The following is a 24,688-nucleotide window of genomic DNA, read 5'->3' on the forward strand; positions in this document are numbered from 1 at the left end:
CCTGCGCTTCGCCATCCGTGAAGGCGGCCGTACCGTGGGTTCGGGCGTCGTGGCCAAGATCCTCGACATCTAAGCCGGACGCAAAGGAATCACCATGGCTACCAAGCAAAAGATCCGCATCCGCCTGAAGGCATTCGACTACAAGCTGATCGACCAGTCGGCCGCTGAAATCGTGGACACCGCCAAGCGCACCGGCGCGATCGTCAAGGGCCCGGTGCCCCTGCCGACCCGCATGAAGCGTTTCGACATCCTGCGTTCGCCGCACGTCAACAAGACGTCGCGCGACCAGCTGGAAATCCGCACGCACCAGCGCCTGATGGACATCGTCGACCCCACCGACAAGACCGTGGACGCGCTGATGAAGCTCGACCTGCCGGCCGGCGTCGACGTCGAGATCAAGCTGCAGTAATTCGACCTCGCGTCGCATTCCGAGCACAGCCCGCCTGCAGAAATGTAGGCGGGCTTTTTTGTGCTTCACGTTTGTTTCTCAAGTGTGGCATCCTCGCGCACCGGCCTGCGGGACGCAGTGCGCCGGGGCTGAAACGAGGGCAGCACACGTGATGAGCCAGAAGTTCTCTTTTGCATTCGGTGCGGCGTGCATCGCGGCGGCATTGCTGGCAGGTTGCGGTGGGGGAGGTGGTGGTGGCGGAGGCGGCGGTGGGTTTCCCATCGGCCTGCCGATCGTGCTGAACCCGGTCACCCTGAGCGGGAAAGCCACTTACGACTCGGTGCCGAACAACAACGGGCCCCTCCTGTACGCGAACACCACAGCCAAGCCCGTGCGCGGCGCCACGGTAGAGGTGCTCGATGCCACCACATCGGCGCAGCTCGCGTTGACCACCACGGATGACGGTGGCAATTACGCGGTCTCGGTGCCGGCGAACACGAACATCACCGTGCGCGTCCGGGCCCAGCTGACCCGGACCGGTCCGGGCGCGACCTGGGATGTCACGGTGCGCGACAACACCCGCAGCGACGCGCTGTACTCGATGCAGTCGGCGAGCTTTTCGTCGGGCAGCGCGGCGCTGACGCGCGACCTGCGCGCGGACAGCGGCTGGGATGGCTCGCGCTACAGCGGGACGCGGGTCGCGGCGCCGTTCGCCGTGCTCGACACGATCTACACCTCCATGCAGAAGGTGCTGTCGGTGGCGCCGGCTTCGGCGTTTCCTGTACTGAAGGTTTTCTGGAGTGCCGACAACGCGCCGTCCACGTCGATCAACCTCGCGACAGGGCAAATCGGCACGACCTTCTTCTTCAACAACGGAGGCAGCGGTCGGCAGATCTATGTGCTGGGCAAGGAGAACGTCGACACCGACGAGTTCGACGCACCGGTGATTGCGCATGAGTGGGGGCACTATTACCAGTCGGCGTTCAGCCGCGACGATTCGATGGGGGGCGAGCATGACGGAACGGATCGTCTTGACCGGCGGCTCGCTTTCTCCGAAGGCTGGGGCAATGCATGGTCTGGCATCGCGCTGAACCGGAGCAACTACGTGGACTCGACGGGTGCGCAGCAGGGCGACGGCGGGCGGCTGGATCTGTCCGCCGGGCCTCCGACCGGCAACCCGGGCTGGTTCCGCGAACTGTCGGTCCAGGCCATCCTGTGGAACCTCAACCGGCAAGCCGGCTTCAAGCCCATCCACGACACCTTGACTGGCTTCCAGTTCCGAAGCGGCGCGCCGGTCACGTCGATTCACGCTTTCGCCGCCGCGTTCAATGCGACGTCGCCTGGCAACGCCTCGGCGCTGAACAGCCTGTTGGCTGGGCAGGGCATCACTTCCAGCGATGCATTCGGCACGGGCGAATCGAACGACGGCGGGGTGCCAAGAGCGCTGCCGATGTACGGAGCCTTGACGGTTGGTCCGGTGCCGAGCAGTGCCTGCGTCTCCAATGCGGCGGGTACCGGCAACAAGCACGGCAGCATTGCCTACCTGCGCTTCACCGCGCCGGCGAACCGGGACTACCAGGTCACGGTCGGGGGCGCCACGCTGCCGGACTTCGACGTCTTCCGGGGCGGAGAGATCGCCCGGTCGGGTAATCGGGTCAGCCTGAGCGCGGGTGAGTACGTTCTGGCAGTGCGAGATGCTGCAATGACGAGCTCCTCTGCTTCGCCGCTGTGCCTCAGCGTGCTTGTTCAATAGGAAGGGAAGGCTCGCGATGATCCTGAACACTCGCCTCTCTTTGGCTGTCGCGTTGGCGGCGGGACTTGCACTGTCCGCGCTCCCGGTCTCTGCCCTGGCCGATGGCATGCCGCCGGCGCGCACCACTGCGAAGCTGTCGGCTGCAACCTCGAAGGATGCGGCCACCCCCTGGGTGACCGCATCGAGAAAACCCAATGACTCCGGTGTCAAGCTGCAGTACCGGCTGGGCGGCGCACCGCAGGCCGGCAAGCCGACTGTCGTCGTTCTGCAGTTCGACGGCGTCAGCGACCCCGCGGGCGCCAGCGTGACGCTGACGGTCGATGCGGGCCTGACGCTGTCCGGCAGCGCGTCGCTGAGTCTGCCGCCGGGACAGCGCTCCGACACTTCCGTCACGGTGATCAGCCAGGGTGACGGTCTGGCCTACCTGAATGTGTTCATCAAGCAGGCTGGTCGGACCAGCGCCATTTCCATCCCGATCCAGACCGGCGCGGCGGCGCCCGCCATGAAGGCCAACGGCGAGATCAAGTCGCTGCCAGGCGGCGACAACATCATCTCGCTGCCCGCGAAATAGGCCCGAAAGCCACCCGAAACAGGGCCGGAAGCCCCTGAATCCGGACCGGAAAGGGCCACTTGCGCCCCGGTTCGACTGCGGGCTATAATCTCTGGCTCTGCCCTTGTTGCGTCCGTTCGGTCGCCGTTCTGGCGGAGATTTATCAACCTTCTCTCGCAGGCCGGGAAACCAGCCAAACGCTGTCGCCAATTGAAGTGGCAGCGGCGAAGGAAGTCTTCCATTTTTGGAGAAAACAAATGAGTCTGAGCAACTCCCTCGGGTTGCTGGGCCGCAAGGTGGGGATGATGCGTCTCTTCACCGATGACGGGGACGCAGTTCCTGTCACGGTGGTGGATGTGTCCAACAACCGTGTGACCCAGATCAAGTCCCAAGAGACCGATGGCTACGTCGCCCTGCAGGTGACGTTCGGTTCGCGCAAAGCATCGCGCGTGACCAAGCCCCAAGCCGGCCACCTTGCCAAGGCAGGTGTCGAAGCTGGTGAAATCATCCAGGAATTCCGCGTCACCGCCGATACCGCAGGTCAGCACAAGGCTGGCGGCGTGATCGCGGCAAGCAGCGTGTTCTCCGTGGGCCAGAAGGTGGACGTGCAAGGCACGACCATCGGCAAGGGCTACGCCGGCACGATCAAGCGTCACAACATGAGCTCGCAGCGCGCGTCGCACGGTAACAGCCGTTCGCACAACGTGCCCGGCTCGATCGGCATGGCACAAGACCCCGGTCGCGTGTTCCCCGGCAAGCGCATGACGGGCCACCTCGGCGACGTCACCCGCACGACGCAAAACCTCGACGTGTTCCGTATCGACGAAGCGCGTCAGCTGCTGCTCATCAAGGGCGCGATCCCGGGTTCGAAGGGTGGCTTCGTCACCGTGCGTCCCGCCATCAAGGCCAAGCCGCAAGCGGCTGAAGGAGCGAAGTAATGCAACTCGAACTCCTGAACGAACAAGGCCAGGCCGCGTCGAAGTACGACGCCCCCGAGACCGTGTTCGGCCGTGACTACAACGAAGACCTGGTCCACCAGATCGTCGTTGCATTTCAGGCCAACGCCCGTCAAGGCACGCGCGCCCAGAAGGACCGCGAACAGGTCAAGCACTCGACCAAGAAGCCTTTCAAGCAAAAGGGAACGGGCCGCGCCCGCGCCGGTATGACGTCCTCGCCCCTGTGGCGCGGAGGCGGCCGGATCTTCCCGAACATGCCTGACGAAAACTTCTCGCAGAAGATCAACAAGAAGATGTACCGCGCCGGCATGGCCTCCATCTTCTCGCAGCTCGCTCGCGAAGGCCGTCTGGCCGTGGTCGATTCGCTGACCGTGGATTCGCCCAAGACGAAGCCGCTGGCAGCCCGTTTCAAGGCAATGAATCTCGAGTCCGTGCTCGTGATCGCCGAAGAAGTCGACGAAAACCTGTACCTTGCCTCGCGCAATCTGGTCAACATCCTCGTGGTCGAACCCCGTTACGCCGATCCGGTGTCGCTGGTTCACTACAAGAAGGTGCTGGTCACCAAGGGTGCCGTCGACAAGCTCAAGGAGATGTTCGCATGAGCCGCGTGAACCCCACCCCTGCACAACGTAAGTTCGACGAAGGCCGTCTCATGAACGTGCTGGTCGCACCGATCGTGTCCGAAAAGGCCACGATGGTCGGCGAGAAGTCGAACGCTGTCACTTTCAAGGTGCTGCAAGACGCCACCAAGCCCGAGATCAAGGCCGCTGTTGAACTGATGTTCAAGGTCGAAGTCCAGGGCGTGTCGGTGCTCAACACCAAGGGCAAGACCAAGCGCTTTGGCAAGTCCATCGGCCGCCGCGACAACGTGCGCAAGGCTTATGTGACGCTGAAGGCCGGTCAAGAGCTCAACCTCGTCGGGGAAGGCGCTTAATCATGGCCGTCATCAAGATGAAACCCACTTCGCCGGGCCAACGCGGCGCGGTGAAGATTTCGCGTGACCACCTGCACAAGGGTGCGCCTCACGCAGCCCTGCTGGAACCCCAGTTCCAGAAGGCCGGCCGTAACAACAACGGTCACATCACGATCCGCCATCGTGGCGGTGGTGCCAAGCACCACTACCGCATTGTCGACTTCGTGCGCAACAAGGACGGCATCCCGGCCAAGGTCGAACGCATCGAGTACGACCCGAACCGCACCGCCCACATCGCTCTGGTCTGCTACGCCGACGGCGAGCGCCGCTACATCATCGCCCCGCGCGGTCTGGAAGCTGGTGCAACCCTGATGTCGGGCGCCGAAGCCCCGATCCGCGCCGGCAACACCCTGCCGATCCGCAACATCCCCGTGGGTTCGACGATCCACTGCATCGAACTGCAACCCGGCAAGGGCGCGCAGATCGCACGTTCGGCCGGTACCTCGGCCACGCTGCTGGCCCGTGAAGGCGTCTACGCCCAGGTCCGCATGCGTTCGGGCGAAGTCCGCCGCATTCACATCGAATGCCGCGCGACCATCGGTGAAGTGGCCAACGAAGAACACAGCCTGCGCCAGCTCGGCAAGGCCGGTGTGAAGCGTCACATGGGTATTCGCCCGACCGTTCGCGGCGTGGTGATGAACCCGGTCGACCACCCGCACGGTGGTGGCGAAGGCAAGACTGGCGAAGGCCGCCATCCTGTCGACCCGTGGGGCAATCTGACCAAGGGCTATCGCACCCGTAACAACAAGCGCACGCAGGTCTTCATCGTGTCGCGTCGCAAGAAGTAAGGGATAGCCAATGACTCGCTCTCTCAAAAAGGGTCCTTTCGTCGACCACCACCTCGTGGCCAAGGCCGACAAGGCCGTGACGAACAAGGACAAGAAGCCGATCAAGACCTGGTCGCGCCGCTCGATGGTTCTGCCCGAGTTCATCGGTCTGACCATCGCTGTGCACAACGGCAAGCAACACGTGCCCGTGTACATCACCGACCAGATGGTCGGCCACAAGCTCGGCGAATTTGCGCTCACGCGCACGTTCAAGGGGCACCCCGCGGACAAAAAAGTCCAGAAGAAGTAAGGAACGACCATGTCTGAAACACGTGCAGTCCTCCGCGGTGTCCGCCTGTCGGTCGACAAGGGCCGTCTGGTCGCGGACCTGATCCGCGGCAAGAAGGTCGATCAAGCGCTCAACGTTCTGCAATTCACGCAGAAGAAGGCCGCTGTGATCATCAAGAAGGTGCTCGAGTCGGCGATTGCCAACGCCGAGCACAACGACGGTGCCGACATCGACGAGCTGAAGGTCAAGACCATCTACGTCGAGCAAGGTGCAACGCTCAAGCGCTTCACGGCGCGCGCCAAGGGTCGCGGCAATCGCATCAGCAAGCCCACGTGCCATGTGTACGTGACGGTTGGCAACTAAGAAGGCCTGGAAGAAATATGGGACAGAAAATCCACCCAACCGGGTTCCGCCTTGCGGTCACCCGTAACTGGTCCAGCCGTTGGTACGCAAGCGACCGCGATTTCGCGGGCATGCTGGCCGAAGACATCAAGGTTCGCGAATACCTGAAGAAGAAGCTGAAGAACGCTTCGGTGTCGCGCGTCATGATCGAGCGTCCCGCCAAGAACGCACGCATCACGATCTACTCGGCTCGTCCGGGCGTCGTGATCGGCAAGAAGGGCGAAGACATCGAAAACCTCAAGCGCGAACTGGGCAAGCAGCTCGGCGTGCCGGTTGCGGTCAACATCGAAGAAGTGCGCAAGCCCGAAATCGATGCGCAGCTGATCGCCGACAGCATCACGCAGCAGCTCGAAAAGCGGATCATGTTCCGCCGCGCCATGAAGCGCGCCATGCAGAACGCCATGCGTCTGGGTGCCCTGGGCATCAAGATCATGTCGGCTGGCCGCCTGAACGGCATCGAAATCGCACGTACCGAGTGGTACCGCGAAGGCCGCGTGCCGCTTCACACCCTGCGCGCCGACATCGACTACGGCACCTCGGAAGCCAAGACCACCTACGGCGTCATCGGCGTCAAGGTCTGGGTCTACAAGGGCGACACGCTGGGTCGCAACGACCTGCCGGCCGTCGAAACGCCGCGTCCGGACGAAGAGCGCCGCCCGCGTGGTCCCCGCCGTGATGGTCGCCCTGGCGACCGTCCGGGTGGCGACCGTCGTGGTCCCGGCCCCCGTGCCGGTGCCCGTGGTCCGATCGGTGGCAACACCGCTCCGGCCGATGGCAGCGACAAGCCCGCAGAAGCAACCGGCGGTGCCGGTGCAGACTCGAAACCCGCCGTTAAGCGCGTCCGCAAAGCCGCGCCCGCTGCAGCAGCGGACGGTGCCAAGACCGAGTAATCGGTCGCTCCCGGGCACGCAAGTGCCTGGGGCCCTCACGGAGTAACAAAACATGCTGCAACCTGCACGCAGAAAGTTCCGCAAGGAACAAAAGGGCCGCAACACCGGCATCGCAACCACGGGTAACTCGGTTGCGTTCGGTGACTTCGGTCTCAAATGCACCGACCGCGGTCGCCTCACGGCGCGCCAGATCGAAGCCGCTCGTCGCGCGATCTCGCGTCACGTGAAGCGCGGTGGCCGTATCTGGATCCGCGTGTTCCCGGACAAGCCGATCTCTACCAAGCCCGCTGAAGTGCGGATGGGTAACGGTAAGGGCAACCCCGAGTACTACGTCGCTGAAATCCAGCCTGGCAAGATCGTGTTCGAGATCGTCGGCGTGCCCGAAGAACTCGCCCGCGAAGCGTTCCGCCTGGCCGCCGCCAAGCTTCCGCTGCGCACGACGTTCGTCGCTCGCCAGCTCGGCGCCTGAGAGGAGAACATCCATGGCAACACGTAAGAAGAAAGAAACCGCGGCTTCGGCCAAGGTGACGAAGGCCGCAACCCTGCGCACGAAGGACGTCGCAGGCCTGCAAGCCGAAATCAAGGATCTGCAGAAGGCCCACTTCGGCCTGCGCATGCAGAAGGCCACGCAACAGCTGTCGAACACCACGACGCTGCGCGTGACGCGTCGCGACATCGCTCGCGCCAAGACCATTCTTGCTCAGAAAGAGCAAGAGACCCAAGCCGCCAAGTAAGGAGTGAACATGACGGAAGCTAAAAAATCCCTCAAGCGCACCTTGATCGGCAAGGTGGTCAGCGACAAGCGTGCCAAGACCGTGACCGTGCTGGTCGAGCGCCGTGTGAAGCACGAGCTCTACGGCAAGATCGTGGCCAAGACGAGCAAGTACCACGCCCATGACGAAAAGGGCGAGTACCACCTCGGCGACACCATCGAGATCACGGAAAGCCGTCCGATCTCGAAGACCAAGAACTGGGTCGTGACCCGTCTGGTCGAGAAGGCCGTCCTGGTCTGATCAGGCACTCGGTCGCCCTCGAGGCAACCCATCCGGAAACGGCCCACAATGTGGGCCGTTTTTCTTTTTCAGGAGCAATTCACATGATCAAAGTCGGCGACACCCTTCCTTCGGCCACCCTGCAGGAATATTCCGAAGTGGAGGGCGAGGGCTGCAGCATCGGCCCGAACCCGGTCGACGTGACCAAGGCCACGGCTGGCAAGACCATCGCGCTGTTCGCACTGCCGGGCGCCTTCACGCCCACCTGCTCGGCCAAGCATGTGCCGGGCTACGTGCAGCACTTCGACGACTTCAAGGCTGCCGGCGTGGACGAAATCTGGTGCGTGAGCGTGAACGACGCGTTCGTGATGGGCGCCTGGGCGCGCGACCAAAAGACTGGCGCCAAGGTGCGCATGCTGGCCGACGGCAGTGCCGATTTCGCGAAGGCCACCGGCCTCACGCTCGACCTGACCGGCCGCGGCATGGGCCTGCGCAGCAACCGCTACTCGATGCTCGTGAAGGACGGCAAGGTCGCGACGCTGAACGTCGAAGGCCCGGGCAAGTTCGAAGTGAGCGACGCTGACACGCTGCTGGCGCAAGCCCGCGGCTGAGTCCGGCCTACAGCTCTACCTTGAGGTAGTGAGCCCCGGCGACGGGGTTGTGATAGTAGGGCGGCACCTCCGCGAAGCCCAGGTCTTCGTAGAGGGCGCGCGCCGACTCCATGTCGTCGAGGGTGTCGAGCAGCACGCAGGCATAGCCTGCGCTGCGGGCTGCATCGAGGATGGCCTCGGCCAGCTGCCGGCCGAGCCCGAGCCCCCGGAACCCGGGGCGCACATACAGCCGTTTCATTTCCGCTGCGTTCGCGTAGTCCGTGGTGTCGAGCGGGCGCAGTGCGCAGCAGCCCGCCACGTGGGCGATCGTGCCGTCGGCGCGCTTCAGCGTGGGCGCGGCGCGGCCGGCGTCCTCGTTCACGTGGGCGGGATCGACCAGCGCCAGCAGCAAGGTGCCGCGCGGCTCGGCGTACTCGCCGGGCAGTCCGGCCAGCTCGCCGTCGAAGTCCTGGAAGTCGAGATCGATGGCCAGCGAGCCCGCGTAGTCGCGGAAGATCGCACGCACGGCATCGACCTCGTGCGGTTCGTCGGGTGTGAGCAGCACCACGGCCGGCGTGTCCGACAGCGGCAGCGGGCGGGAGACGGAAAAGCCGCTCATACGCGCAACGACGCCACCCAGAACGCCATGCCCGCGCACAGCGCGAACAGCACCAGCGCCAGCGTGCGCGACACCGCATCGTCGCGGCTCGGAGCCACGCCGTTGCCATTGCCATTCCCGTTGGAGGCCGCACCGGCGACCACCAGCTTGTCACCCGACAGCATCGGCCCGACCAGCCGGTGCCGCTTGACCAGCACATAGAACAGCACCGCCAGCACATGCAGGCTCACCAGGGCGATCACGATCCACTTGCCCTGCGCCTTGTGCCAGCCCGTCGCCAGGCTCACCATCGCGCCCGACACGAAGCGGGTCAGCGGCCCGGAGGCGGAAATCTCGTCGTCGGCCATCAGCCCGGTGGCGACCTGCAGGATCAACAGCGCCAGCACCGCGAACACCGACAGGGCGCCCAGTGGCGTGTGGCCGATCAGGTGGTCGGGGTGCGACTTGCCGCGCAGGTAGGCGATGACCGAGCCCGGCGCATAGATGAAGGCCGCAAAGCGCGACCAGCGCCCGCCCACGACCCCCCAGATCAGCCGGAACAGCAGCAGCGCCAGCACGGTGTAGCCGAGGCGGAAATGCCATTCCATGATGCCGTTCAGGCCCGTCACGATCAGGCCGATCACGGCGAAGGCGAGCGCCCAGTGAAAGAGGCGGGTCGGCAGGTCCCAGACGCGTGTGCGGGCCACCGAGAGGGTGTCGGTCATCGAAAAAGGCGCCGGGGCGCGAGGCTGCGGAAGGCGCAGATTAGCAAAGTCCGGCCCGGTCGTTCCACCGGGTTGTTGCTATGCGCCCGACACGGGCAGCCCCTACACTGCCTGCAGCACCGCGTTCGACGGTGCCCAAACCCCCACACAAGGACCCACGATGACCCGTTTTGCTTCGTTCGCCCTTGCAGCCGCCTGCGCTGCGATGTCCCTGCCCGCCGCGGCACAGTTTGCCAAGCCCGAAGATGCCATCAAGTACCGCCAGAGCGCGCTGTTCGTGATGGCCCAGCACTTCGGCCGCCTGGGCGCCATGGCCAACGGCCGGGCGCCCTACGACGCCGCGGCCGCTGCCGCCAACGCCGAGATCGTCGCCGACATGGCCAAGCTGCCCTGGGCCGGCTTCGGCGCCGGCACCGAGGGCGGCAAGGCCAAGCCCGAAGTCTGGAAGGAAGCCGCGAAGTTCAAGGAGCACCAGGACAAGGTGATCGCCGAGACCGGCAAGCTCGTCGTCGCCGCCAAGGCCGGCAATATCGACGCCCTCAAGGCCCAGTTCGGCCCGACCGGCGCCAGCTGCAAGGCCTGCCACGACAGCTTCCGCAACCAGTAAGCCGCGGGCTTTCGCCACGAAAAAGGCGCTCCTCGGAGCGCCTTTTGCTTTTCTGGGGCCGAAGGTCAGGCCTCGGCCAGCAGCTTTTCGATCAGCTTGTGCAGCTCGGCAAAGTCGGGCTCGCCCACGTAGCGCTTCACGATCTCGCCCTTCTTGTTGACGATGAAGGTGGTCGGGGTGAGCTTCACGTCGCCCCAGGCCTGCGCCACGCTGCCGGTGTTGTCGATCGCCACCTTGAACGGCAGCTTGCGGGTTTCGGCGAAGTTGACGACGTAGCTCGGCGGGTCGTAGCTCATGGCCACCGCCAGCGTGTCGTAGCCCTTGGACTTGAACTTGTCGTAGGTCGAGATCACCTTGGGCATCTCGGCCACGCAGGTCACGCAGCTGGTGGCCCAGAAGTTGACCAGCGTGACCTTGCCCTTCAGGTCGGCCGTGCTCTTGGTGGTGCCGTCGAGCAGCACGAAGGTCGAGGCCGGGGCGGCGGTGCTGCCCGAACCGAGGTACACGCCCACGCCGGCGGCCAGGGCGATCACGACGGCGGCGGCAGCGATGTATTTTTTCATGGGCACCTGAAGGAGAGAGGCGGCGCGATTTTAGTTCCGCGTGCCGGAACGCGTCGGCGCACGCGCTTCATTCCCCGAAGGCCGCTCGATAATCGTCCTCCGATGCCCTCGCTTCCTTCCCCCTCCTGGCCCGTGCTGGCCCTGGCCGCCGTGCTGGGCGCCTGCAGCCCCACCTTCAACTGGCGCGAAGTGCCGATCGCCGACGCCGGCCTGGTCGCGCTGCTGCCCTGCAAGGCCGACCGCGCCCAGCGCGCGGTGCCGCTGGGCGCCGAGTCGGTGCAGGTCGACATGACCGGCTGCGAAGCCGGCGGCGCGACCTTCGCCGTGGCCCATGCCGCCGCGACCAGCCCGGCGCAGGCCGAGGCCTGGCTCACGGCCTGGCGCACGGCCACGCACGGCCAGCTGGGCGTCGCGCAGGTGATCCAGGGGCCGGCCACCTTGCCGCGCGCCACGGCCGTTCCCGCACCGTGGCGGCTCGACGGGCAATCGGCGCAACAGGGCGTGGCGCCGGTCCAGGTGCTCTGGTTCGCGCAGTCGCAGAAAGATGGCAGCGTGTCGCTCTACCAGGCCACCGTGCTCGGCCGGCCGTCCTCGCCCGAGGCGACCAAGACCTTCTTCGAGGGCCTGCGCCTGCCATGAGCGAGGGCCGGCCGGCGGGCCGCGATGCGCGGGCCAGCTATCGTTTTCATAGCTGTTGCCGCCGCGCGAATCGACACCCCGGCCACACGCCCGAATTGGCCGCCTTCCCCGGCTGCCGCGTTGTGTCCTCGATGTCTCTACTTCCTTTGGGCGCCCCCGCATAATCGACGCGTCGTCCTCCGAGCCGCATGAACAGCATCCTCATCATTGCCCACTCCCCGTTCGCACAGGCGCTGCGGCAGTGCGCGCTGCATGTGTTCCCCGACTGCGAACAGGCCGTCGTGGCCCTCGACGTGCTGCCCAACGTGTCGCCCGAGGAAACGCTGGCCGCCGCGCGCATCACGCTCGCGCAGCAGTTGCATGCGCCGCGCTCGCAGGTGCTGGTGCTGGCCGACGTGTTCGGCGCCACGCCCTGCAACGTCGCGCAGAAGCTGGTGGACGGCGTGCGCTCGCGGCTCGTGGCCGGTGTCAACCTGCCGATGCTGCTGCGCGCCGTCACCTACCGCCACGAACCGCTCGACACCCTGGTGCAGCGGGCCCTCGCGGGCGGCACCGCCGGCGTGATGCAGGTGGCGGTGGCGGCTCCCCAGAACCAGGCGAAAAGAAAGCACAGTGATCAAGAAATCCGTGACCATCAGCAATAAGCTGGGCCTGCACGCGCGCGCGTCGGCCAAGCTGACCAAGCTCGCCGGCAGCTTCCCCTGCGAGGTGTGGCTGTCGCGCGGCGACCGCCGCATCAACGCCAAGAGCATCATGGGCGTCATGATGCTGGCCGCCGGCCTCGGCGTGACCGTCGAGCTCGAGACCAACGGCCCGCAGGAAGATGAAGCCATGAACGCCATCGTCCAACTGATGGACGACAAGTTCGGCGAAGGCGAATAAGGACCCGCGCATGACCTTCGCAGTCCACGGTCTCCCGGTCGCCCGTGGCATTGCCATCGGCCGCGCGGTGCTGGTGGTGTCCAGCCGCATCGACGTGGCGCACTACTTCATCAAGCCCGAAGAGATCGAGACCGAGATCGACCGTGTGCGCACCGCGCGCAACGCGGTGGCCGACGAGCTCACCAAGCTGCAGGCCAGCGTGGCGCAGATGGGCCCGAACGACGCGCCGCACGAACTCGCGGCGTTGCTCGAGGTGCACCAGATGCTGCTGCAGGACGACGTGCTCAGCGGTGGCGTGAAGCACTGGATCAGCGAGCGGCTGTACAACGCCGAATGGGCGCTGACCACGCAGCTCGAAATCATCGCGCGCCAGTTCGACGAGATGGAGGACCCGTACCTGCGAGAGCGCAAGGCCGACCTCGAACAAGTGGTCGAGCGCATGCTGCATCGCATGAAGGGCACGGCCGCCGTGCTCGCGCCGAGCCCGCCGCGGCGCAAGCGCGCCGCCGCCCATCACGACCACGACGACGAAGACGACGACCCCACCGCGGGCGACGGCTTCGACGTGCCGCTGGTGCTCATCGCGCACGACCTCTCGCCGGCCGACATGCTGCAGTTCAAGAAGAGCGTGTTCGCGGGCTTCGTCACCGACGTGGGCGGGCGCACCTCGCACACCGCCATCGTCGCGCGCAGCATGGACATCCCGGCCATCGTCGGTGCGCGCTCCGCGAGCCAGCTGGTGCGCCAGGACGACTGGGTCATCATCGACGGCGAGGCCGGCGTGATGATCGTCGACCCGTCGCCGATCATCCTGGCCGAGTACGGTTTCAAGCAGCGCCAGGGCGACCTCGAGCGCGGGCGGCTCGCGAGGCTGCGCCACAAGCCCGCCGTCACGCTCGACGGCCAGCGCGTCGACCTGCTGGCCAACATCGAGATGCCCGAAGACACGGCCGGCGCCGTCAAGGCCGGCGCCGTGGGCGTGGGCCTCTTTCGCAGCGAATTCCTCTTCATGGGCCGCGAGAACTCGGCGCGCCAGACGCGCCTGCCCGACGAGGAAGAGCAGTACCAGGCCTACAAGCGCGCGGTCGAGGGCATGCAGGGCATGCCCGTCACCATCCGCACCATCGACGTGGGCGCCGACAAGCCGCTGGACGGCAAATCGGGCAGCAAGCAGGAGCACCTGAACCCCGCGCTCGGCCTGCGCGCCATCCGCTGGAGCCTGGCCGATCCGGCGATGTTCCTCACGCAGCTGCGCGCCATCCTGCGCGCGGCGGCGCACGGCGAGATCCACCTGCTCATTCCGATGCTCGCGCACGCCAGCGAGATCCGCCAGACGCTGTCGCTGATCGACTTCGCGCGCGCCGAACTCGACAACCGCGGCGCGGTGTACGGCCCGGTCAAGCTCGGCGCCATGATCGAGATCCCGGCCGCCGCGCTCACGCTCAAGACCTTCCTGAAGCACTTCGACTTCCTGTCGATCGGCACCAACGACCTGATCCAGTACACGCTGGCCATCGACCGCGCCGACGAGGCCGTTGCCCACCTCTACGACCCCGCACACCCCGCAGTGCTCAAGCTCGTGGCCGACACCATCACCGAGTGCCGCCGCCAGGGCAAGGGCGTGTCGGTGTGCGGCGAGATGGCCGGCGATGTCGCCTTCACGCGCCTGCTGCTGGGCCTAGGCCTGCGCAGCTTCTCCATGCACCCCTCGCGCATCCTCGCCGTGAAGCAAGAAGTGCTGCGCGCCGACACCGGCAAGCTCGAGCCCTGGGCGCAGGGCGTGCTCGACGCGGACGATCCCGCCGCGGCACTCGCGGGCTGAGCCCGCGCTTTCGCATACCTTTGTCTTCGTGATGCACCGTGAAAACGGTGGGTTGCGGGCCGGACGAAACAAACCGAAATACGGCGATACGGGCGTGAAAGGACTCGCCGCGCCTTGACGCGCACCATCAGGTCTCCTCTTCCAACCCCTGAAAGAAAGGCCTGCATCATGATCGTCAAGTCGTCCTTCTCCCTCGCGCAGCTCGTCGCTGTCGGTTCCTTCGCCATGCTCGCCGCCGCCGGCGCCAAGGCTGAAAGCTACGAGGGCGTCCACGCGCCCGTGTCGGCCATGAGCCGCGCCGATGTCAACGCCGAAGCCGTGCGTGCCGCCGCCGCACCCGACCAGAACGTCGTGCGCGGTTCGCGCGGCCCCGAGACCGTGGCCGTGTCGACCGACCGCGCCCGCGTCATCGCCGAAGCCGTGCGCACCGCCGCCGCCCCCGACCAGAACGTGACCTCCGGCTCGCGCGTGAACAGCAAGGTCATCTCGACGATGCAGAACCCCGTCGACGCGCGTGCCGCCGCCGCGCGCGACAGCGGCAACCGTCTCTGAGCCCACGATGCGGCGCCCCGGGCGGCGCCGCCGTCGCCTCGTCCATCACTGAAGCAGCCCCGCGCAGGGGCGCATGAAGGAGCACCCCCATGAAGCACTGGATCAAACGCACCCTGTTCGGATTCGCCGGCCTGGCCGTCGTCGCCGGCAGCATCGCCGGCTGTGCCGGCCATCGCCACGGCTGGGGCGGCGACAGCGCCGAGTTCCGCGCCAAGATGGTCGAGCGCGTCGGCAGCAAGCTCGAGCTCGACGCCGCGCAGAAGCAGAAGCTCACCGTGCTGGCCGAGAAGCTGCAGGCGCAGCGCCAGGCGATGCGCGGTGCGGGCGGCTCGGGCGATCCGCGCTCGCAGTTCAAGGCGCTGTTCGCGGGCAACACGCTCGACCAGGCCGGCGCCGCACGCCTGGTCGAAGAGAAGACCGCCGTGGTGCGCACCGGCAGCCCCGAGGTCATCGCCGCCGCGGCCGATTTCTTCGACCACCTGAACCCCGCCCAGCAACAGAAGGTGCGTGACTTCATGGACCGCGGTGGCCGCCGCTGGAACCGTCATGGCTGAAATGGGCTCGCCCCCGGGCTGGGGGCGCTTCGTGTCGCTGCATCGACCCGCTCTGCGGGCGCCGCAGCAGCACGTGGGTTCCGCGGCGTCTCGCGAACTGGCGGTAGTGCCGGCCGTAGACGGCGTGCGCACCGTGCTGCGCTTCGAAGGCGCGGTGGTGCTCGCGGTGGCGCTGGTCGGCTATGCCCAGTTCGGCATGGGCTGGGGCGTGTTCGCGCTCTGGCTGTTCGCGCCCGACCTTTCGCTGCTCGGCTACCTCGCGGGGCCGCGTGTCGGCGCGGCGCTGTACAACGTCGCGCATGCGCTGATCGGGCCGGTGCTGCTGCTGGCGCTGGGCGTGTTCGCGGCGCAGCCGTGGGCGGTGGCCGGCGGGCTGATCTGGCTGGCCCGCGTCGGGCTCGACCATGCGCTGGGCTTCGGCCTGAAGTACGCGACCGGTTTTGCGTCCACCCACCTCGGCCGCATCGGCCGCGCCGATCCATGGTGAGTGCCGTGGTCCGTTCGCGTCCCCTGATGCGCCCCGCGCTCGCGCGCACCGTGATGCTGGGCGAGGCGTTCACGCTCGCCGCTGCATCGGCGGTGCACGGCGGCTGGCTCGTGGCCGGCCACGCGCATCCGCAGGCCCGCACCGCCGAGGCCGTGATCGCCACCGTGCTGGTGCTCGCGGCGCTCGAAACCTGGCGCCGCCCCGCGCATGCCCGCACGGCGGCGATCGCCGGACAGGGCTTTGCCCTGCTGGGCACGCTGGTCGGCCTTGGCACCATCGTCGCGGGCATCGGCCCGCGCACGGTGCCCGACGTGGTCTACCACGTGCTCTTGCTCGCCGGTCTCAGCGCCGGCCTGGTCTGGACGGTGCGATGCCGGCCGGATTGATTGCAAGCCTTGCCATTCGCGCTCTCTTTGCCAGGAGGCACAATCCCGCCATGCCGCGCATCCTGCTGATCGACGACGACGAACACCTCGCCGCGCCGCTGACCACCTACTTCGCACGCTTCGGCTGCACGCTCGACAGCGCCAAGCGCCCGAGCGAAGGCATCGCCAAGCTGCGCGCGGGGCACTACGACGCGGCCATCCTCGACGTCATGCTGCCCGAGATGGACGGCTTCGAACTGTGCCGCGAGATCCGCAAGGAAAGCGACATCCCCATCGTGATGCTCACCGCGCGCGGCGAGGTGATGGACCGCGTGGTCGGCCTCGAACTCGGCGCCGACGACTACGTGCCCAAGCCCTTCGAGCCGCGCGAACTCGTGGCGCGCGTGCAGACCATCCTGCGCCGCCAACGCAGCGCGCCGGCGGCCGCCGCCGCCAACGCCCAACTGCGCGTGTTCGACGGCCTCTCGATCGACCTCGACCGGCGCCAGGTGCTGCGCCACGGCGAGCGCGTGGAGCTCACCGGCACCGAGTTCGACCTGCTCGCGCTGCTGGCCGGCGAGCCGGGCAAGGTGTTCAGCCGCGACGACATCCTCAACCGGCTGCGCGGCCACGAGGCCGAGCTCTTCACGCGCGCGGTCGACATCGTGGTGAGCCGGCTGCGCAAGAAGCTCGAGCCGCTCGACTGCATCAAGACGCTGCGCAACGCCGGCTACGCGCTGGCCGTGGCGCCGGGCGAGCCTTCTTCATGAGATTTCCCCGCAGGCGCGCAGGCGCCGTGCCCGCCGACAACGAAGGCCTGTGCCCCGGCAAGGAGCGCCGCCGGCACTGGCATGCGCGCATGCACGCGCACATGCAGCAGCGCTGGCGCAGCTCGGTGCGCGTGCGGATCGTGATGATGTTCGTGGTGCTCGCGCTTGTGATGGCGGCGGTGTTCGTGGGCGGGATGAAGCGGTCGTTCTCCAGCACCTGGGCCGAGGCCGCGCAGCCGATGCTGATGGACTACGCCGACCGCCTCGTTGCCGAACTCGGCACGCCGCCCGACACGGGGCGCGCGCAGGCGCTGGTCGACCGGCTGCCGATCACGATCCGCATCACCGGGCCCAGCGTGAACTGGGAATCGAACCCCGGCAACGACATGCACGCGCGCGGCGGCTGGTTCTACGACCGCGACCGCGAGGAGTCGATGTTCTCCACCGAGCGCTGGTTCGTGCGCCCCACCGCCGACGGGCACAAGGTCATCTTCGGCTGGGCGCCCCGGCTGTGGCAGCTCGCGCCGCGCGCGGCGGGCTGGACCACGCTGTGCGTGCTGCTGCTGCTCGTGGTGGTGGCCTACGCACTGGTGAGCCGGCTGCTGCGTCCGCTGATCGACATCCGCGAGGGCGCGCAGCGCTTCGGCCGCGGCGAGTTCACGCAGCCCATTCCGATCCGCCGCAACGACGACCTGGGCGACCTCGCGCAGCGCGTCAACACCATGGCCAGCGACATCCAGGCCATGCTCGATGCCAAGCGCGGCCTGCTGCTGGCGCTGAGCCACGAGCTGCGCTCGCCGCTCACGCGCGCCCGCCTCAACGCCGAGCTTCTTCCCGCCACGCCCGAAGGCGAGGCCGAGCGCGAGGCGCTGCTGCGCGACCTCAACGAGATGCGCGACCTGATCAGCGACCTGCTCGAAAGCGAACGCCTCGCGAGCCCGCATGCCGCGCTGCAGCGCGAGCCGGTCGACCTGGCCGCGCTGGTGCGCGAGATCGTGGCGGAGATGCCCGGCGCGCAGGCGGTGCAACTCGCGCTTGCCGACGGCTTGGCCCCGCAGCCGGTCGACCGCATGCGCGTGCGCCTGATGGTGCGCAACCTGCTGGACAACGCGCTGCGCTACAGCGCCGGCGCACCGCAGCCGCCGACCGTGAGCTTGCGCGCGCCGGCCGACGGCGGTGCCGAGCTGGAGGTGCGCGACTTCGGTCCCGGCGTGGACGACGCGCAGCTCGAACGCCTGACCGAGCCCTTCTATCGCACCGACGGCGCGCGGGCGCGCGCCACCGGCGGTGTCGGCCTGGGCATGTACCTGTGCCGGCTCATCGCCGAAGCCCACGGTGGTCGACTCACGGTGCGTAACGCACACCCGGGCCTGCAGATCAGCGTGCGGTTCGGCTGAGGCGCGTGGCCGCTTCGGCGGACCAACCTCCGCCGAGCGCGTGGTACAGCGCCACGCTGGCTTGCAAGCGCGCCTGCAGCAACTGGGCACGCGCGTCCTGCGCGGCGAACAGCGTGCGCTGCGCATCGAGCAGCGTGAGCAGCGTCTCGGCGCCCGCGCGGTAGCGCGACTCGGCGAGCGTGCGCGCGCGCTCGGCCTGTGCCAGTTCCTCGTCCTGCGCGGCGCGCTGCGTGTCGAGCGCGGCCACGGCGTCGAGCGCGGTCAGCGCGTCGGTGAAGGCGGCCACGGTGGCGGCGCGGTAGGTCGCGAGCAGCTCTTCGCGCCGCGCAGCCGACAGGTCACGCGCCGCTGCGCGCCGGCCGCCGTCGAAGATCGGCGCCGCGAGCGCTGCCGCCAGGCTGTACACCGGGTGGTCGAACAGCGTGCCGAAGCGCGGGCCCGCGGCCGCGAGGCCGGCACTCAGCGTGAGTGTCGGGAACATCGCCGCGCGCGCCGCCGCCACGTCCGCGTCGGCCGCGGCCAGCGCGGCTTCGGCGCGTGCGATGTCGGGCCGGCGCGCGAGCAGGTCGGCCGGCAATCCCGCATCGACCGAGGGCAGCGCGAGCTGCTGCAGGCTGGTGGCTGTGATCCGCACCTCGCTGCCGGCCTGGCCGAGCCAGCGCGCCATGCGGATGTCGGCCGCGCGCGACTGCTGGTGCAGCGTGGCGGCCGTGCGCCGCTGCGACGCGACGATGCCGCGCTGCTGCGCAAGCTCGAGCGGCGAGGCCGCGCCCGCGCGCGCACGGGCCTCGACCAGCTGCAGCAGCCGTTCGGCATCGTCCAGGCTGCGCCGCGCGATGGCCGTGCGCTCGCGCAGGCCCAGCGCTTCGAGCCAGGCCGCACCCGCGCCCGCGCGCAGCGCGAGCCGCACCGCATCGCGGTCGAAGGCGCTGGCCTGCCGCGAGGCGCCGGCGCTGTCGCGCTGCGCGCGCAGGCGGCCCCACAGGTCGACCTCGTAACGCGCATCGAGCCCGAGCGCGCGCCGGTTGCCGCTCACGTTCGCATTGCCGCCGAGCCGGCCCTGGCGCTGCACATCGGCGGTGGCCGACAGCTCGGGCCAGGCCGAGGCGCCGGTGATGCGCTCCTGCGCCTCGGCCTGGCGCAGGCGCGCTTCGGCGGCGTCGCCGTCGGGGTTGCCGGCATCGACCGCGGCGACGAAGGCCGGCAGCTCGGTGCTGCCGAAGCCGCCCCACCACGGGTCTGCGACGGGGGCTGCAGTGGCGGGCGCATCGGCCGATGGCGTCGCGCAGCCCGCGAGCAGCAACAGCGCCGCCAGGGCCAGCGCGGCGGGAGAGAAGAAAAGGCGCGTCATGGCAGTCGTCATTCGGAAGACAGGGCCGCGACCGGGTCGAGCGCGGCGGCCTTGCGGGCCGGCATGAAGCCGAACACCAGGCCGGTGAGCACGGCGCAGCCGAAGGCGCCCGCGATGGCCGTGAGGGAAAAGATCACCGGCACGCTCCACACGATGAGCGCGGCGCCCACGAGCAGCCCGCCCACCACGCCCGCGACGCCGCCGGTCACCGTGACCAGCACCGCCTCGACGAGGAACTGCCGCAGGATGTCGCGCTGGCGTGCGCCGGTGGCCATGCGGATGCCGATCTCGCGCGTGCGTTCGCGCACGGTCATGAGCATCACGTTCATCACGCCGATGCCGCCGACTACCAGCGACACCGCCGCGATCAGCCCGAGCATCACGGTCATGGTGCGCTGGGTCTGCGCGCGCGCCTTGATCGACTCGGTCTGGTTGAACACCTGCACGTCGCGCACGTGGCGCTGTGCGGCCAGCACCTCGACGATTTCCGCGGCCGTCTCGGAGGCCTTGTCGACGTCATGCACGGCCACCGCCACCCAGGTCGGGTGGTTGCTGCCGTACAGCCGCGCGGCGGCGGTGGAGAAGGGCACGATCACGCGCTCGTCCTCGCTCGCCTGGCCGCCGCCCGCGCCCTTGGCGGCGAGCACACCCAGCACGTCGAAGGGCACGTTGTCCAGGAGGATGCGCTGGCCCACGGGGTCGGTGCCGTCTGCGAACAGCGCGGCCTGCACGCGCTCGCCGATCACCGCGACCTTGGCCAGGCTCTGCTCGTCGCTCTCGTCGAAGAAGATGCCGCGCGCGGTCGGCCACTTCAGCGCCTGCTCGAAGTCGGTGGTGGCGCCGCCGCCCTCGGTGCGGTGGTCCACGTTGCCGCGCCGCGCGACCACGAAGCCCTCGATGTAGGGCATGGCCACGCGCACGTTGGGCAGGCGGCGGATGGTGTCGACGTCGGCCAGCGTGAGCTTGCCGCCGCGCCCGCGCGCGCTGTCGGGGATGGCGGCCACGTACATCTTGTCGGCGCCGAACAGCGAGATCTGCTTCATCACCGCCTCCTGCGAGCCGGTGCCGACCGCGAGCATCACGATGACCGAGGCCACGCCGATCACGATCCCCAGCAGCGTGAGGCCGGTGCGAAAGCGGTGGATCCACATCACGCGCCAGGCCGCGCGCAGCGCCTCGTGCAACTCGGAGAGCAGGGCGCGCGGGGTGTCGGCGGCGTCGGCCGTGTGCGTGGGCGAGGGCAGCGGAAGTGGCTCTGGTGGCGCTTCGACGGGCGCGCGCCCGCTGTCCGACACGATGCAGCCGTCGCGGATCTCGATCACGCGGCGCGCGCGCTGCGCCACCTCGCGGTCGTGCGTGATGAGGATCACGGTGTGGCCGGCGGCGGCCATCTCGTCGAGCAGCGCCATCACCTCTTCGCCGCTGCGTGAGTCGAGCGCGCCGGTGGGCTCGTCGGCCAGCACGATGCGCCCGCCGTTCATGAGCGCACGCGCGATCGACACGCGCTGCTGCTGGCCGCCCGACAGCTGGTGCGGCCGGTGGCCCAGCCGATCGCCCAGGCCCAGGCGCGTGAGCAGCCCGCGCGCACGCGACGCGCGCTCGGCGGGCGCCGCGCCGGCGTAGATGGCGGGCATCTCGACGTTCTCCTGCGCCGACTCGGTCGAGATCAGGTGGTAGCCCTGGAACACGAAGCCGAAGGCCTCGCGCCGCAGCCGCGCGAGCGCGTCGGCGTCCATGCCGGCCACGTCCTGGCCGGCGAACAGGTAGCGCCCGCCGGTCGGGCGGTCGAGGCAGCCCAGCAGGTGCATCAGCGTCGACTTGCCCGAGCCCGAACTGCCGACGATGGCGACGAACTCGCCCGCATGCAGCTCCAGCGTGATGCCGCGCAGCACCTCGACGGCCGGCGCGCCGTCGTGGCCGCCGTAGGACTTGCGCAGGTCGTGCAGTGCGATCAGCGGGGTCGTCTTCGTCTCGGCCGCACTCACAGCTGGAACTTCCGCGTGCCGCCGCCGGCCGCGCGCTCGCCGGTGATGAGGCGCTCGCCCTCGGCGAGGCCTTCGAGCACTTCGCCCGAGAGCCGGTCGCGCACGCCGATGCGCACCTCGCGCGGCGCGGGTTGGCCGTCGGGGCCGAGCACGCGCGCGGTGAAGCGCCCGCTCTGGCCCTTCACGGCCGTGAGCGCGGGCAGCGGCGCCACCACCACGTTGCGCGCCGAGGCGGCGACGAAGCTCACCTGCGCGGTCATCTGCGGCATGAGTTCGCCGTCGGCGTTGTCCACGTCGAACAGCACCGTGTAGAGCACGACCTTGCTGGCGGCCGGCGCCTGCGGCGCGTCGCCGCCGCTCTTGCCTGCGGCCACGGGCGGCGAGGGCAGCACCTGGCGCACGGTGCCTTCCCAGCGGCGGCGGTCGGCGCCGAGCGTGGTGAAGTACACGGCCATGTCGCGCTTCACGCGGCGCACGTCGGCTTCGGAGACTTCGGTCCACACCGTCATGCTCGACAGGTCGGCCACGCGCAGGATGTCGGGCGTCTGGTAGGTGGCGTTGAGCGTCTGGCCCTCGCGCGCCTGCACCGAAACCACGCTGCCGGCCATCGGCGCGTAGATGCGCGTGTAGCCCAGGCGCGCTTCGTCGGCCTTCAGCGTGGCCTGGGTCTGGGCGATCTGGGCTTCGAGGTGCGCGATCTTCGCGGCGGCCGAGGCCAGCGTGGCTTCGGCGGTCTGCACGTCTTCGGCACGCGTGGCGCCCTCGGCGGCCATCTGCTGCTGGCGTGCGAACTGCTGGCGTGCCAGGCGGTGCTGCGCGTGCTGGTCGGCCAGCTGCGCGCGCAGCCCCGCGAGCGAGGCGCGGCCGGCGTCCACCGTGGCCTGCTGCACGCTGGGGTCGATCTCCACCATCAGCTGGCCCTTCTTCACCGCGTCGCCGGGCTGCACGTGCAGCCGCAGGATCTGGCCCGACACCTGCGCGCCCACGTCCACATAACGGCGCGGCTGCAGCGTGCCGATGGCGGTCACGCTGCTTTCGATGTCGCCACGGCGCAGCACGGTGGTGTCCCAGCCGGGGTCGCGCGGACTCGCCCAGACATAGGCCACGGCAGCGGCGGCCAGGGCCAGGGCCGCGAAGGCGGCGATGCGCAGGCGCGTGCCGGCGCGCGAACGGGAAGCGGGCGCCGTCACCGGGCGCCCCTGCAGAAGAAAGCGAGGGTCATGCTGCTAAGACGTGCGAGGCGCGGAAACGGGTAGCCCGCGCGGTGCCTCATGCGGAATGAGACGTTTCGGGGGACAGGACAAACTTTACAAATCTATAATGAGAATAACTCTCAATTGCGTCGCTGCCCGCGATGCCCCTTCACACCATGTCCCATCCGGAAGTCCGGCAGCTGTACGTCGACCACCAGGGCTGGCTGCGCAGCTGGTTGCTGGGCCGCCTGCGCTGCGGCTTCACCGCGGCCGATCTCACGCACGACACCTTTCTCAACCTGATCGAGTTGCCCCAGCAGCCGGTGTTGCGCCAGCCGCGCGCCTTCCTGCAGGTGGTGGCCAGCCGGTTGATGATCAACCGCTTTCGCCGCATGCAGGTCGAGGCCGAGGTGCTGCGCACCGTCGCGCTGATGGCCGAGGACGCCTGCGCGCCGAGCGCCGAGGACAAGGCCTGCGCACGCGAACTGCTGGGCCAGGTGCTCGCGCTCCTGGTGACCGAGCTCGACGTGAAGAGCCGCACCGCCTTCCTGATGGCGCGCGTCGAAGGCCGCTCGTACCGCGAGATCGCGGCCGAACTGGGCGTGTCCGAGACGCGCGTGAAGCAGTACCTCGCGAAGGTGCTGGCGCATTGCCACGGCCGCATGGCGGCGGCCGTGCCCGAGACGGAAAGCGCCGACGCCCCGGCCCATGCCTGACGCGGCCGCCGAGCGCCTGCGCGAGGAGGCGGCGCTGTGGGCCGTGACCCTCGCCGACGACAGCGTGGACGACGCCACGCGCGCCGCCTGCGCCGCGTGGTGCGCGCTCGACGAGCGCCATGCGCGGCTCCTGGCCGAGATGCGCCGCATGTGGGAGTCGGTCACGCCCGACACCCCCGCGCCGCAGCCTGCGCGCCGTGGCCTCTCGCGCCAGGCGCTGGGCGCGCTCGTGCTGCTGCCCTGCCTGCTCGTGGCGGGCGCCGCGATGCCGTGGCAGGCCTGGCTGGCGGATGAACGCACCGGCACCGGTGAGGTCCGCCACCTGACGCTCGAGGACGGCAGCCGCGTCGCGCTGAACAGCGACTCGGCCATCGACATCGACTTCTCCGGCAGCGTGCGCCGCGTGCAGCTGCTGCGCGGCGAGGTCTTCGTCGAGGTCGCGCACGGCGACAAGCCCTTCGCCGTGGTCGACCGCGACGGCAGCGCGCAGGCGCTGGGCACGCGCTATGCCGTGCGGCGCGAGGCGAGCGACACGCTCGTCACCGTCACCGAATCGCGCGTGCGCGTGCAGCCGCTGGAGGGCGGCGACGACCGCTGGGTCGACGTGCAGGCGGGGCAGCAGGTGCGCTTCGACCGCCGCGGCGTCACCACCGACACCGTGCCCGCCGCGCCCGGCGGCCTGGCCTGGCCGCAGGGCCGGCTGGTGTTCGACGACGCGCCGGTGGCCGAGGTACTGCGCCAGCTCGGCCGGCACCGGCCCGGCCTGCTGCTGGCCGACGACGAGGCCCTGGGCACGCTGCGCTTCACCGGCGTGCTGCCGATCCAGCAGAGCGACGCCGCGCTCGCGCTGCTCGCCAGCGCGCTGCCGAGCTTGCGCGTGTCGACGCTGTCGCCGTGGCTGGTGCGGGTGACCACCACGGCGCCGCCGTGAC

Annotated in this window: 34 protein-coding genes; 28 read left to right on the forward strand and 6 right to left on the reverse strand. The window is 68.7% G+C overall.

Annotation, left to right across the window (positions count from 1 at the left end; all coding sequences use genetic code 11):
• From AC1RAA_RS29410 to AC1RAA_RS29480, 15 genes are all read left to right on the forward strand, one after another.
• A partial coding sequence (locus tag AC1RAA_RS29410) for an EF-Tu C-terminal domain-related protein (RefSeq protein ID WP_487861899.1) occupies positions 1-73 on the forward strand: 73 nt, incomplete at its 5' end.
• Between the two features lie 21 nt (positions 74-94).
• Complete coding sequence (gene rpsJ, locus AC1RAA_RS29415) at positions 95-409, forward strand: 30S ribosomal protein S10 (RefSeq protein WP_007838118.1); 315 nt, start codon at positions 95-97, stop codon at positions 407-409.
• A 151-nt stretch (positions 410-560) separates the two neighbouring features.
• Positions 561-2,141 (forward strand): hypothetical protein, encoded by a 1,581-nt coding sequence (locus AC1RAA_RS29420; RefSeq protein ID WP_492732546.1) that lies wholly within the window; start codon positions 561-563, stop codon positions 2,139-2,141.
• 16 nt (positions 2,142-2,157) lie between these two features.
• Positions 2,158-2,712 carry a hypothetical protein gene (locus AC1RAA_RS29425; protein ID WP_492732548.1) on the forward strand — a complete coding sequence of 185 codons (555 nt, stop codon included), beginning with the start codon at positions 2,158-2,160 and terminating at the stop codon, positions 2,710-2,712.
• Between the two features lie 236 nt (positions 2,713-2,948).
• A complete protein-coding gene (gene rplC, locus AC1RAA_RS29430; RefSeq protein WP_062478866.1) occupies positions 2,949-3,629 on the forward strand; it encodes a 50S ribosomal protein L3 in 681 nt (226 codons plus the stop codon).
• Complete coding sequence (gene rplD / locus AC1RAA_RS29435) at positions 3,629-4,249, forward strand: 50S ribosomal protein L4 (protein ID WP_062478869.1); 621 nt, start codon at positions 3,629-3,631, stop codon at positions 4,247-4,249. The genes rplC and rplD overlap by 1 nt, the downstream gene beginning before the upstream one ends.
• Positions 4,246-4,581: a 50S ribosomal protein L23 gene (gene rplW / locus AC1RAA_RS29440; RefSeq protein WP_056576559.1), complete on the forward strand. Its 336-nt coding sequence runs from the start codon at positions 4,246-4,248 to the stop codon at positions 4,579-4,581. Before rplD ends, rplW begins: the two co-directional genes overlap by 4 nt.
• A gap of 2 nt (positions 4,582-4,583) precedes the next feature.
• Positions 4,584-5,408, forward strand: a complete 825-nt coding sequence (gene rplB, locus AC1RAA_RS29445) for a 50S ribosomal protein L2 (RefSeq protein ID WP_056576555.1) — start codon at positions 4,584-4,586, stop codon at positions 5,406-5,408.
• Positions 5,409-5,418: 10 nt separating this feature from the next.
• Positions 5,419-5,697 (forward strand): 30S ribosomal protein S19, encoded by a 279-nt coding sequence (rpsS, locus tag AC1RAA_RS29450; protein WP_062478874.1) that lies wholly within the window; start codon positions 5,419-5,421, stop codon positions 5,695-5,697.
• A 9-nt stretch (positions 5,698-5,706) separates the two neighbouring features.
• A complete protein-coding gene (gene rplV / locus AC1RAA_RS29455) occupies positions 5,707-6,039 on the forward strand; it encodes a 50S ribosomal protein L22 (protein WP_007838134.1) in 333 nt (110 codons plus the stop codon).
• A gap of 17 nt (positions 6,040-6,056) precedes the next feature.
• A complete protein-coding gene (gene rpsC, locus AC1RAA_RS29460; RefSeq protein ID WP_062478877.1) occupies positions 6,057-6,968 on the forward strand; it encodes a 30S ribosomal protein S3 in 912 nt (303 codons plus the stop codon).
• 52 nt (positions 6,969-7,020) lie between these two features.
• The gene (gene rplP, locus AC1RAA_RS29465; protein ID WP_007838137.1) at positions 7,021-7,437 is read left to right on the forward strand and encodes a 50S ribosomal protein L16; all 417 of its coding nucleotides are present in this window, start codon (positions 7,021-7,023) and stop codon (positions 7,435-7,437) included.
• A 55-nt stretch (positions 7,438-7,492) separates the two neighbouring features.
• Positions 7,493-7,702: a 50S ribosomal protein L29 gene (gene rpmC, locus AC1RAA_RS29470; protein WP_056577224.1), complete on the forward strand. Its 210-nt coding sequence runs from the start codon at positions 7,493-7,495 to the stop codon at positions 7,700-7,702.
• A gap of 9 nt (positions 7,703-7,711) precedes the next feature.
• Entirely contained in the window at positions 7,712-7,981 is a 270-nt protein-coding gene (gene rpsQ / locus AC1RAA_RS29475; RefSeq protein ID WP_062478880.1) for a 30S ribosomal protein S17, read from the forward strand.
• Positions 7,982-8,064: 83 nt separating this feature from the next.
• Positions 8,065-8,571, forward strand: a complete 507-nt coding sequence (locus tag AC1RAA_RS29480) for a peroxiredoxin (RefSeq protein WP_070061892.1) — start codon at positions 8,065-8,067, stop codon at positions 8,569-8,571.
• Between the two features lie 7 nt (positions 8,572-8,578).
• Here the strand turns inward: AC1RAA_RS29480 and AC1RAA_RS29485 are convergent, their stop codons facing one another.
• Complete coding sequence (locus AC1RAA_RS29485) at positions 8,579-9,169, reverse strand: GNAT family N-acetyltransferase (protein ID WP_139700419.1); 591 nt, start codon at positions 9,167-9,169, stop codon at positions 8,579-8,581.
• Entirely contained in the window at positions 9,166-9,873 is a 708-nt protein-coding gene (locus tag AC1RAA_RS29490; protein ID WP_492732550.1) for a cytochrome b/b6 domain-containing protein, read from the reverse strand. The genes AC1RAA_RS29485 and AC1RAA_RS29490 overlap by 4 nt, the downstream gene beginning before the upstream one ends.
• 160 nt (positions 9,874-10,033) lie before the next feature.
• Between AC1RAA_RS29490 and AC1RAA_RS29495 the strand changes: the two genes are divergently transcribed.
• Entirely contained in the window at positions 10,034-10,480 is a 447-nt protein-coding gene (locus AC1RAA_RS29495) for a c-type cytochrome (RefSeq protein WP_062478890.1), read from the forward strand.
• A 65-nt stretch (positions 10,481-10,545) separates the two neighbouring features.
• On the opposite strand, the gene AC1RAA_RS29500 is transcribed toward AC1RAA_RS29495, so the two are convergent.
• A complete protein-coding gene (locus tag AC1RAA_RS29500) occupies positions 10,546-11,043 on the reverse strand; it encodes a TlpA disulfide reductase family protein (protein WP_492732551.1) in 498 nt (165 codons plus the stop codon).
• Between the two features lie 102 nt (positions 11,044-11,145).
• Between AC1RAA_RS29500 and AC1RAA_RS29505 the strand changes: the two genes are divergently transcribed.
• From AC1RAA_RS29505 to AC1RAA_RS29550, 10 genes are all read left to right on the forward strand, one after another.
• On the forward strand, positions 11,146-11,682 hold the full coding sequence (locus AC1RAA_RS29505) for a hypothetical protein (protein WP_307588253.1): 537 nt from the start codon (positions 11,146-11,148) through the stop codon (positions 11,680-11,682).
• Between the two features lie 188 nt (positions 11,683-11,870).
• On the forward strand, positions 11,871-12,326 hold the full coding sequence (locus tag AC1RAA_RS29510) for a PTS sugar transporter subunit IIA (protein WP_062478898.1): 456 nt from the start codon (positions 11,871-11,873) through the stop codon (positions 12,324-12,326).
• Complete coding sequence (locus AC1RAA_RS29515; protein ID WP_062478901.1) at positions 12,295-12,564, forward strand: HPr family phosphocarrier protein; 270 nt, start codon at positions 12,295-12,297, stop codon at positions 12,562-12,564. Before AC1RAA_RS29510 ends, AC1RAA_RS29515 begins: the two co-directional genes overlap by 32 nt.
• Before the next feature lie 10 nt (positions 12,565-12,574).
• The gene (gene ptsP, locus AC1RAA_RS29520; protein WP_492687402.1) at positions 12,575-14,386 is read left to right on the forward strand and encodes a phosphoenolpyruvate--protein phosphotransferase; all 1,812 of its coding nucleotides are present in this window, start codon (positions 12,575-12,577) and stop codon (positions 14,384-14,386) included.
• 168 nt (positions 14,387-14,554) lie between these two features.
• The gene (locus AC1RAA_RS29525; RefSeq protein ID WP_062478905.1) at positions 14,555-14,938 is read left to right on the forward strand and encodes a hypothetical protein; all 384 of its coding nucleotides are present in this window, start codon (positions 14,555-14,557) and stop codon (positions 14,936-14,938) included.
• Positions 14,939-15,027: 89 nt separating this feature from the next.
• On the forward strand, positions 15,028-15,492 hold the full coding sequence (locus AC1RAA_RS29530; protein WP_070061899.1) for a Spy/CpxP family protein refolding chaperone: 465 nt from the start codon (positions 15,028-15,030) through the stop codon (positions 15,490-15,492).
• Complete coding sequence (locus tag AC1RAA_RS29535) at positions 15,485-15,979, forward strand: DUF4260 domain-containing protein (protein ID WP_492732554.1); 495 nt, start codon at positions 15,485-15,487, stop codon at positions 15,977-15,979. Before AC1RAA_RS29530 ends, AC1RAA_RS29535 begins: the two co-directional genes overlap by 8 nt.
• 5 nt (positions 15,980-15,984) lie before the next feature.
• Entirely contained in the window at positions 15,985-16,365 is a 381-nt protein-coding gene (locus tag AC1RAA_RS29540; RefSeq protein ID WP_492732556.1) for a hypothetical protein, read from the forward strand.
• 50 nt (positions 16,366-16,415) lie between these two features.
• Positions 16,416-17,114: a response regulator transcription factor gene (locus AC1RAA_RS29545; protein WP_062478915.1), complete on the forward strand. Its 699-nt coding sequence runs from the start codon at positions 16,416-16,418 to the stop codon at positions 17,112-17,114.
• Positions 17,111-18,511, forward strand: coding sequence for a sensor histidine kinase (locus AC1RAA_RS29550; RefSeq protein ID WP_492732558.1), 1,401 nt, complete (start codon positions 17,111-17,113; stop codon positions 18,509-18,511). Before AC1RAA_RS29545 ends, AC1RAA_RS29550 begins: the two co-directional genes overlap by 4 nt.
• Here the strand turns inward: AC1RAA_RS29550 and AC1RAA_RS29555 are convergent.
• The 3 genes from AC1RAA_RS29555 to AC1RAA_RS29565 are packed head-to-tail and all read right to left on the reverse strand — an operon-like array spanning position 18,492 to position 23,037.
• A complete protein-coding gene (locus tag AC1RAA_RS29555; RefSeq protein WP_492732560.1) occupies positions 18,492-19,862 on the reverse strand; it encodes an efflux transporter outer membrane subunit in 1,371 nt (456 codons plus the stop codon). The two genes, AC1RAA_RS29550 and AC1RAA_RS29555, sit on opposite strands and share 20 nt — an antisense overlap.
• 8 nt (positions 19,863-19,870) lie before the next feature.
• The gene (locus tag AC1RAA_RS29560) at positions 19,871-21,847 is read right to left on the reverse strand and encodes a MacB family efflux pump subunit (protein WP_492732562.1); all 1,977 of its coding nucleotides are present in this window, start codon (positions 21,845-21,847) and stop codon (positions 19,871-19,873) included.
• On the reverse strand, positions 21,844-23,037 hold the full coding sequence (locus tag AC1RAA_RS29565) for an efflux RND transporter periplasmic adaptor subunit (protein WP_492732563.1): 1,194 nt from the start codon (positions 23,035-23,037) through the stop codon (positions 21,844-21,846). The genes AC1RAA_RS29560 and AC1RAA_RS29565 overlap by 4 nt, the downstream gene beginning before the upstream one ends.
• Before the next feature lie 179 nt (positions 23,038-23,216).
• Between AC1RAA_RS29565 and AC1RAA_RS29570 the strand changes: the two genes are divergently transcribed.
• Positions 23,217-23,756, forward strand: a complete 540-nt coding sequence (locus AC1RAA_RS29570) for a sigma-70 family RNA polymerase sigma factor (RefSeq protein ID WP_492732565.1) — start codon at positions 23,217-23,219, stop codon at positions 23,754-23,756.
• Positions 23,749-24,687 (forward strand): FecR family protein, encoded by a 939-nt coding sequence (locus AC1RAA_RS29575; protein ID WP_492732567.1) that lies wholly within the window; start codon positions 23,749-23,751, stop codon positions 24,685-24,687. The genes AC1RAA_RS29570 and AC1RAA_RS29575 overlap by 8 nt, the downstream gene beginning before the upstream one ends.
• The last annotated feature ends 1 nt before the right edge of the window (position 24,688 follow it).

The sequence above is a fragment of the Variovorax sp. GW823-FHT04F07 genome, from assembly GCF_058795995.1.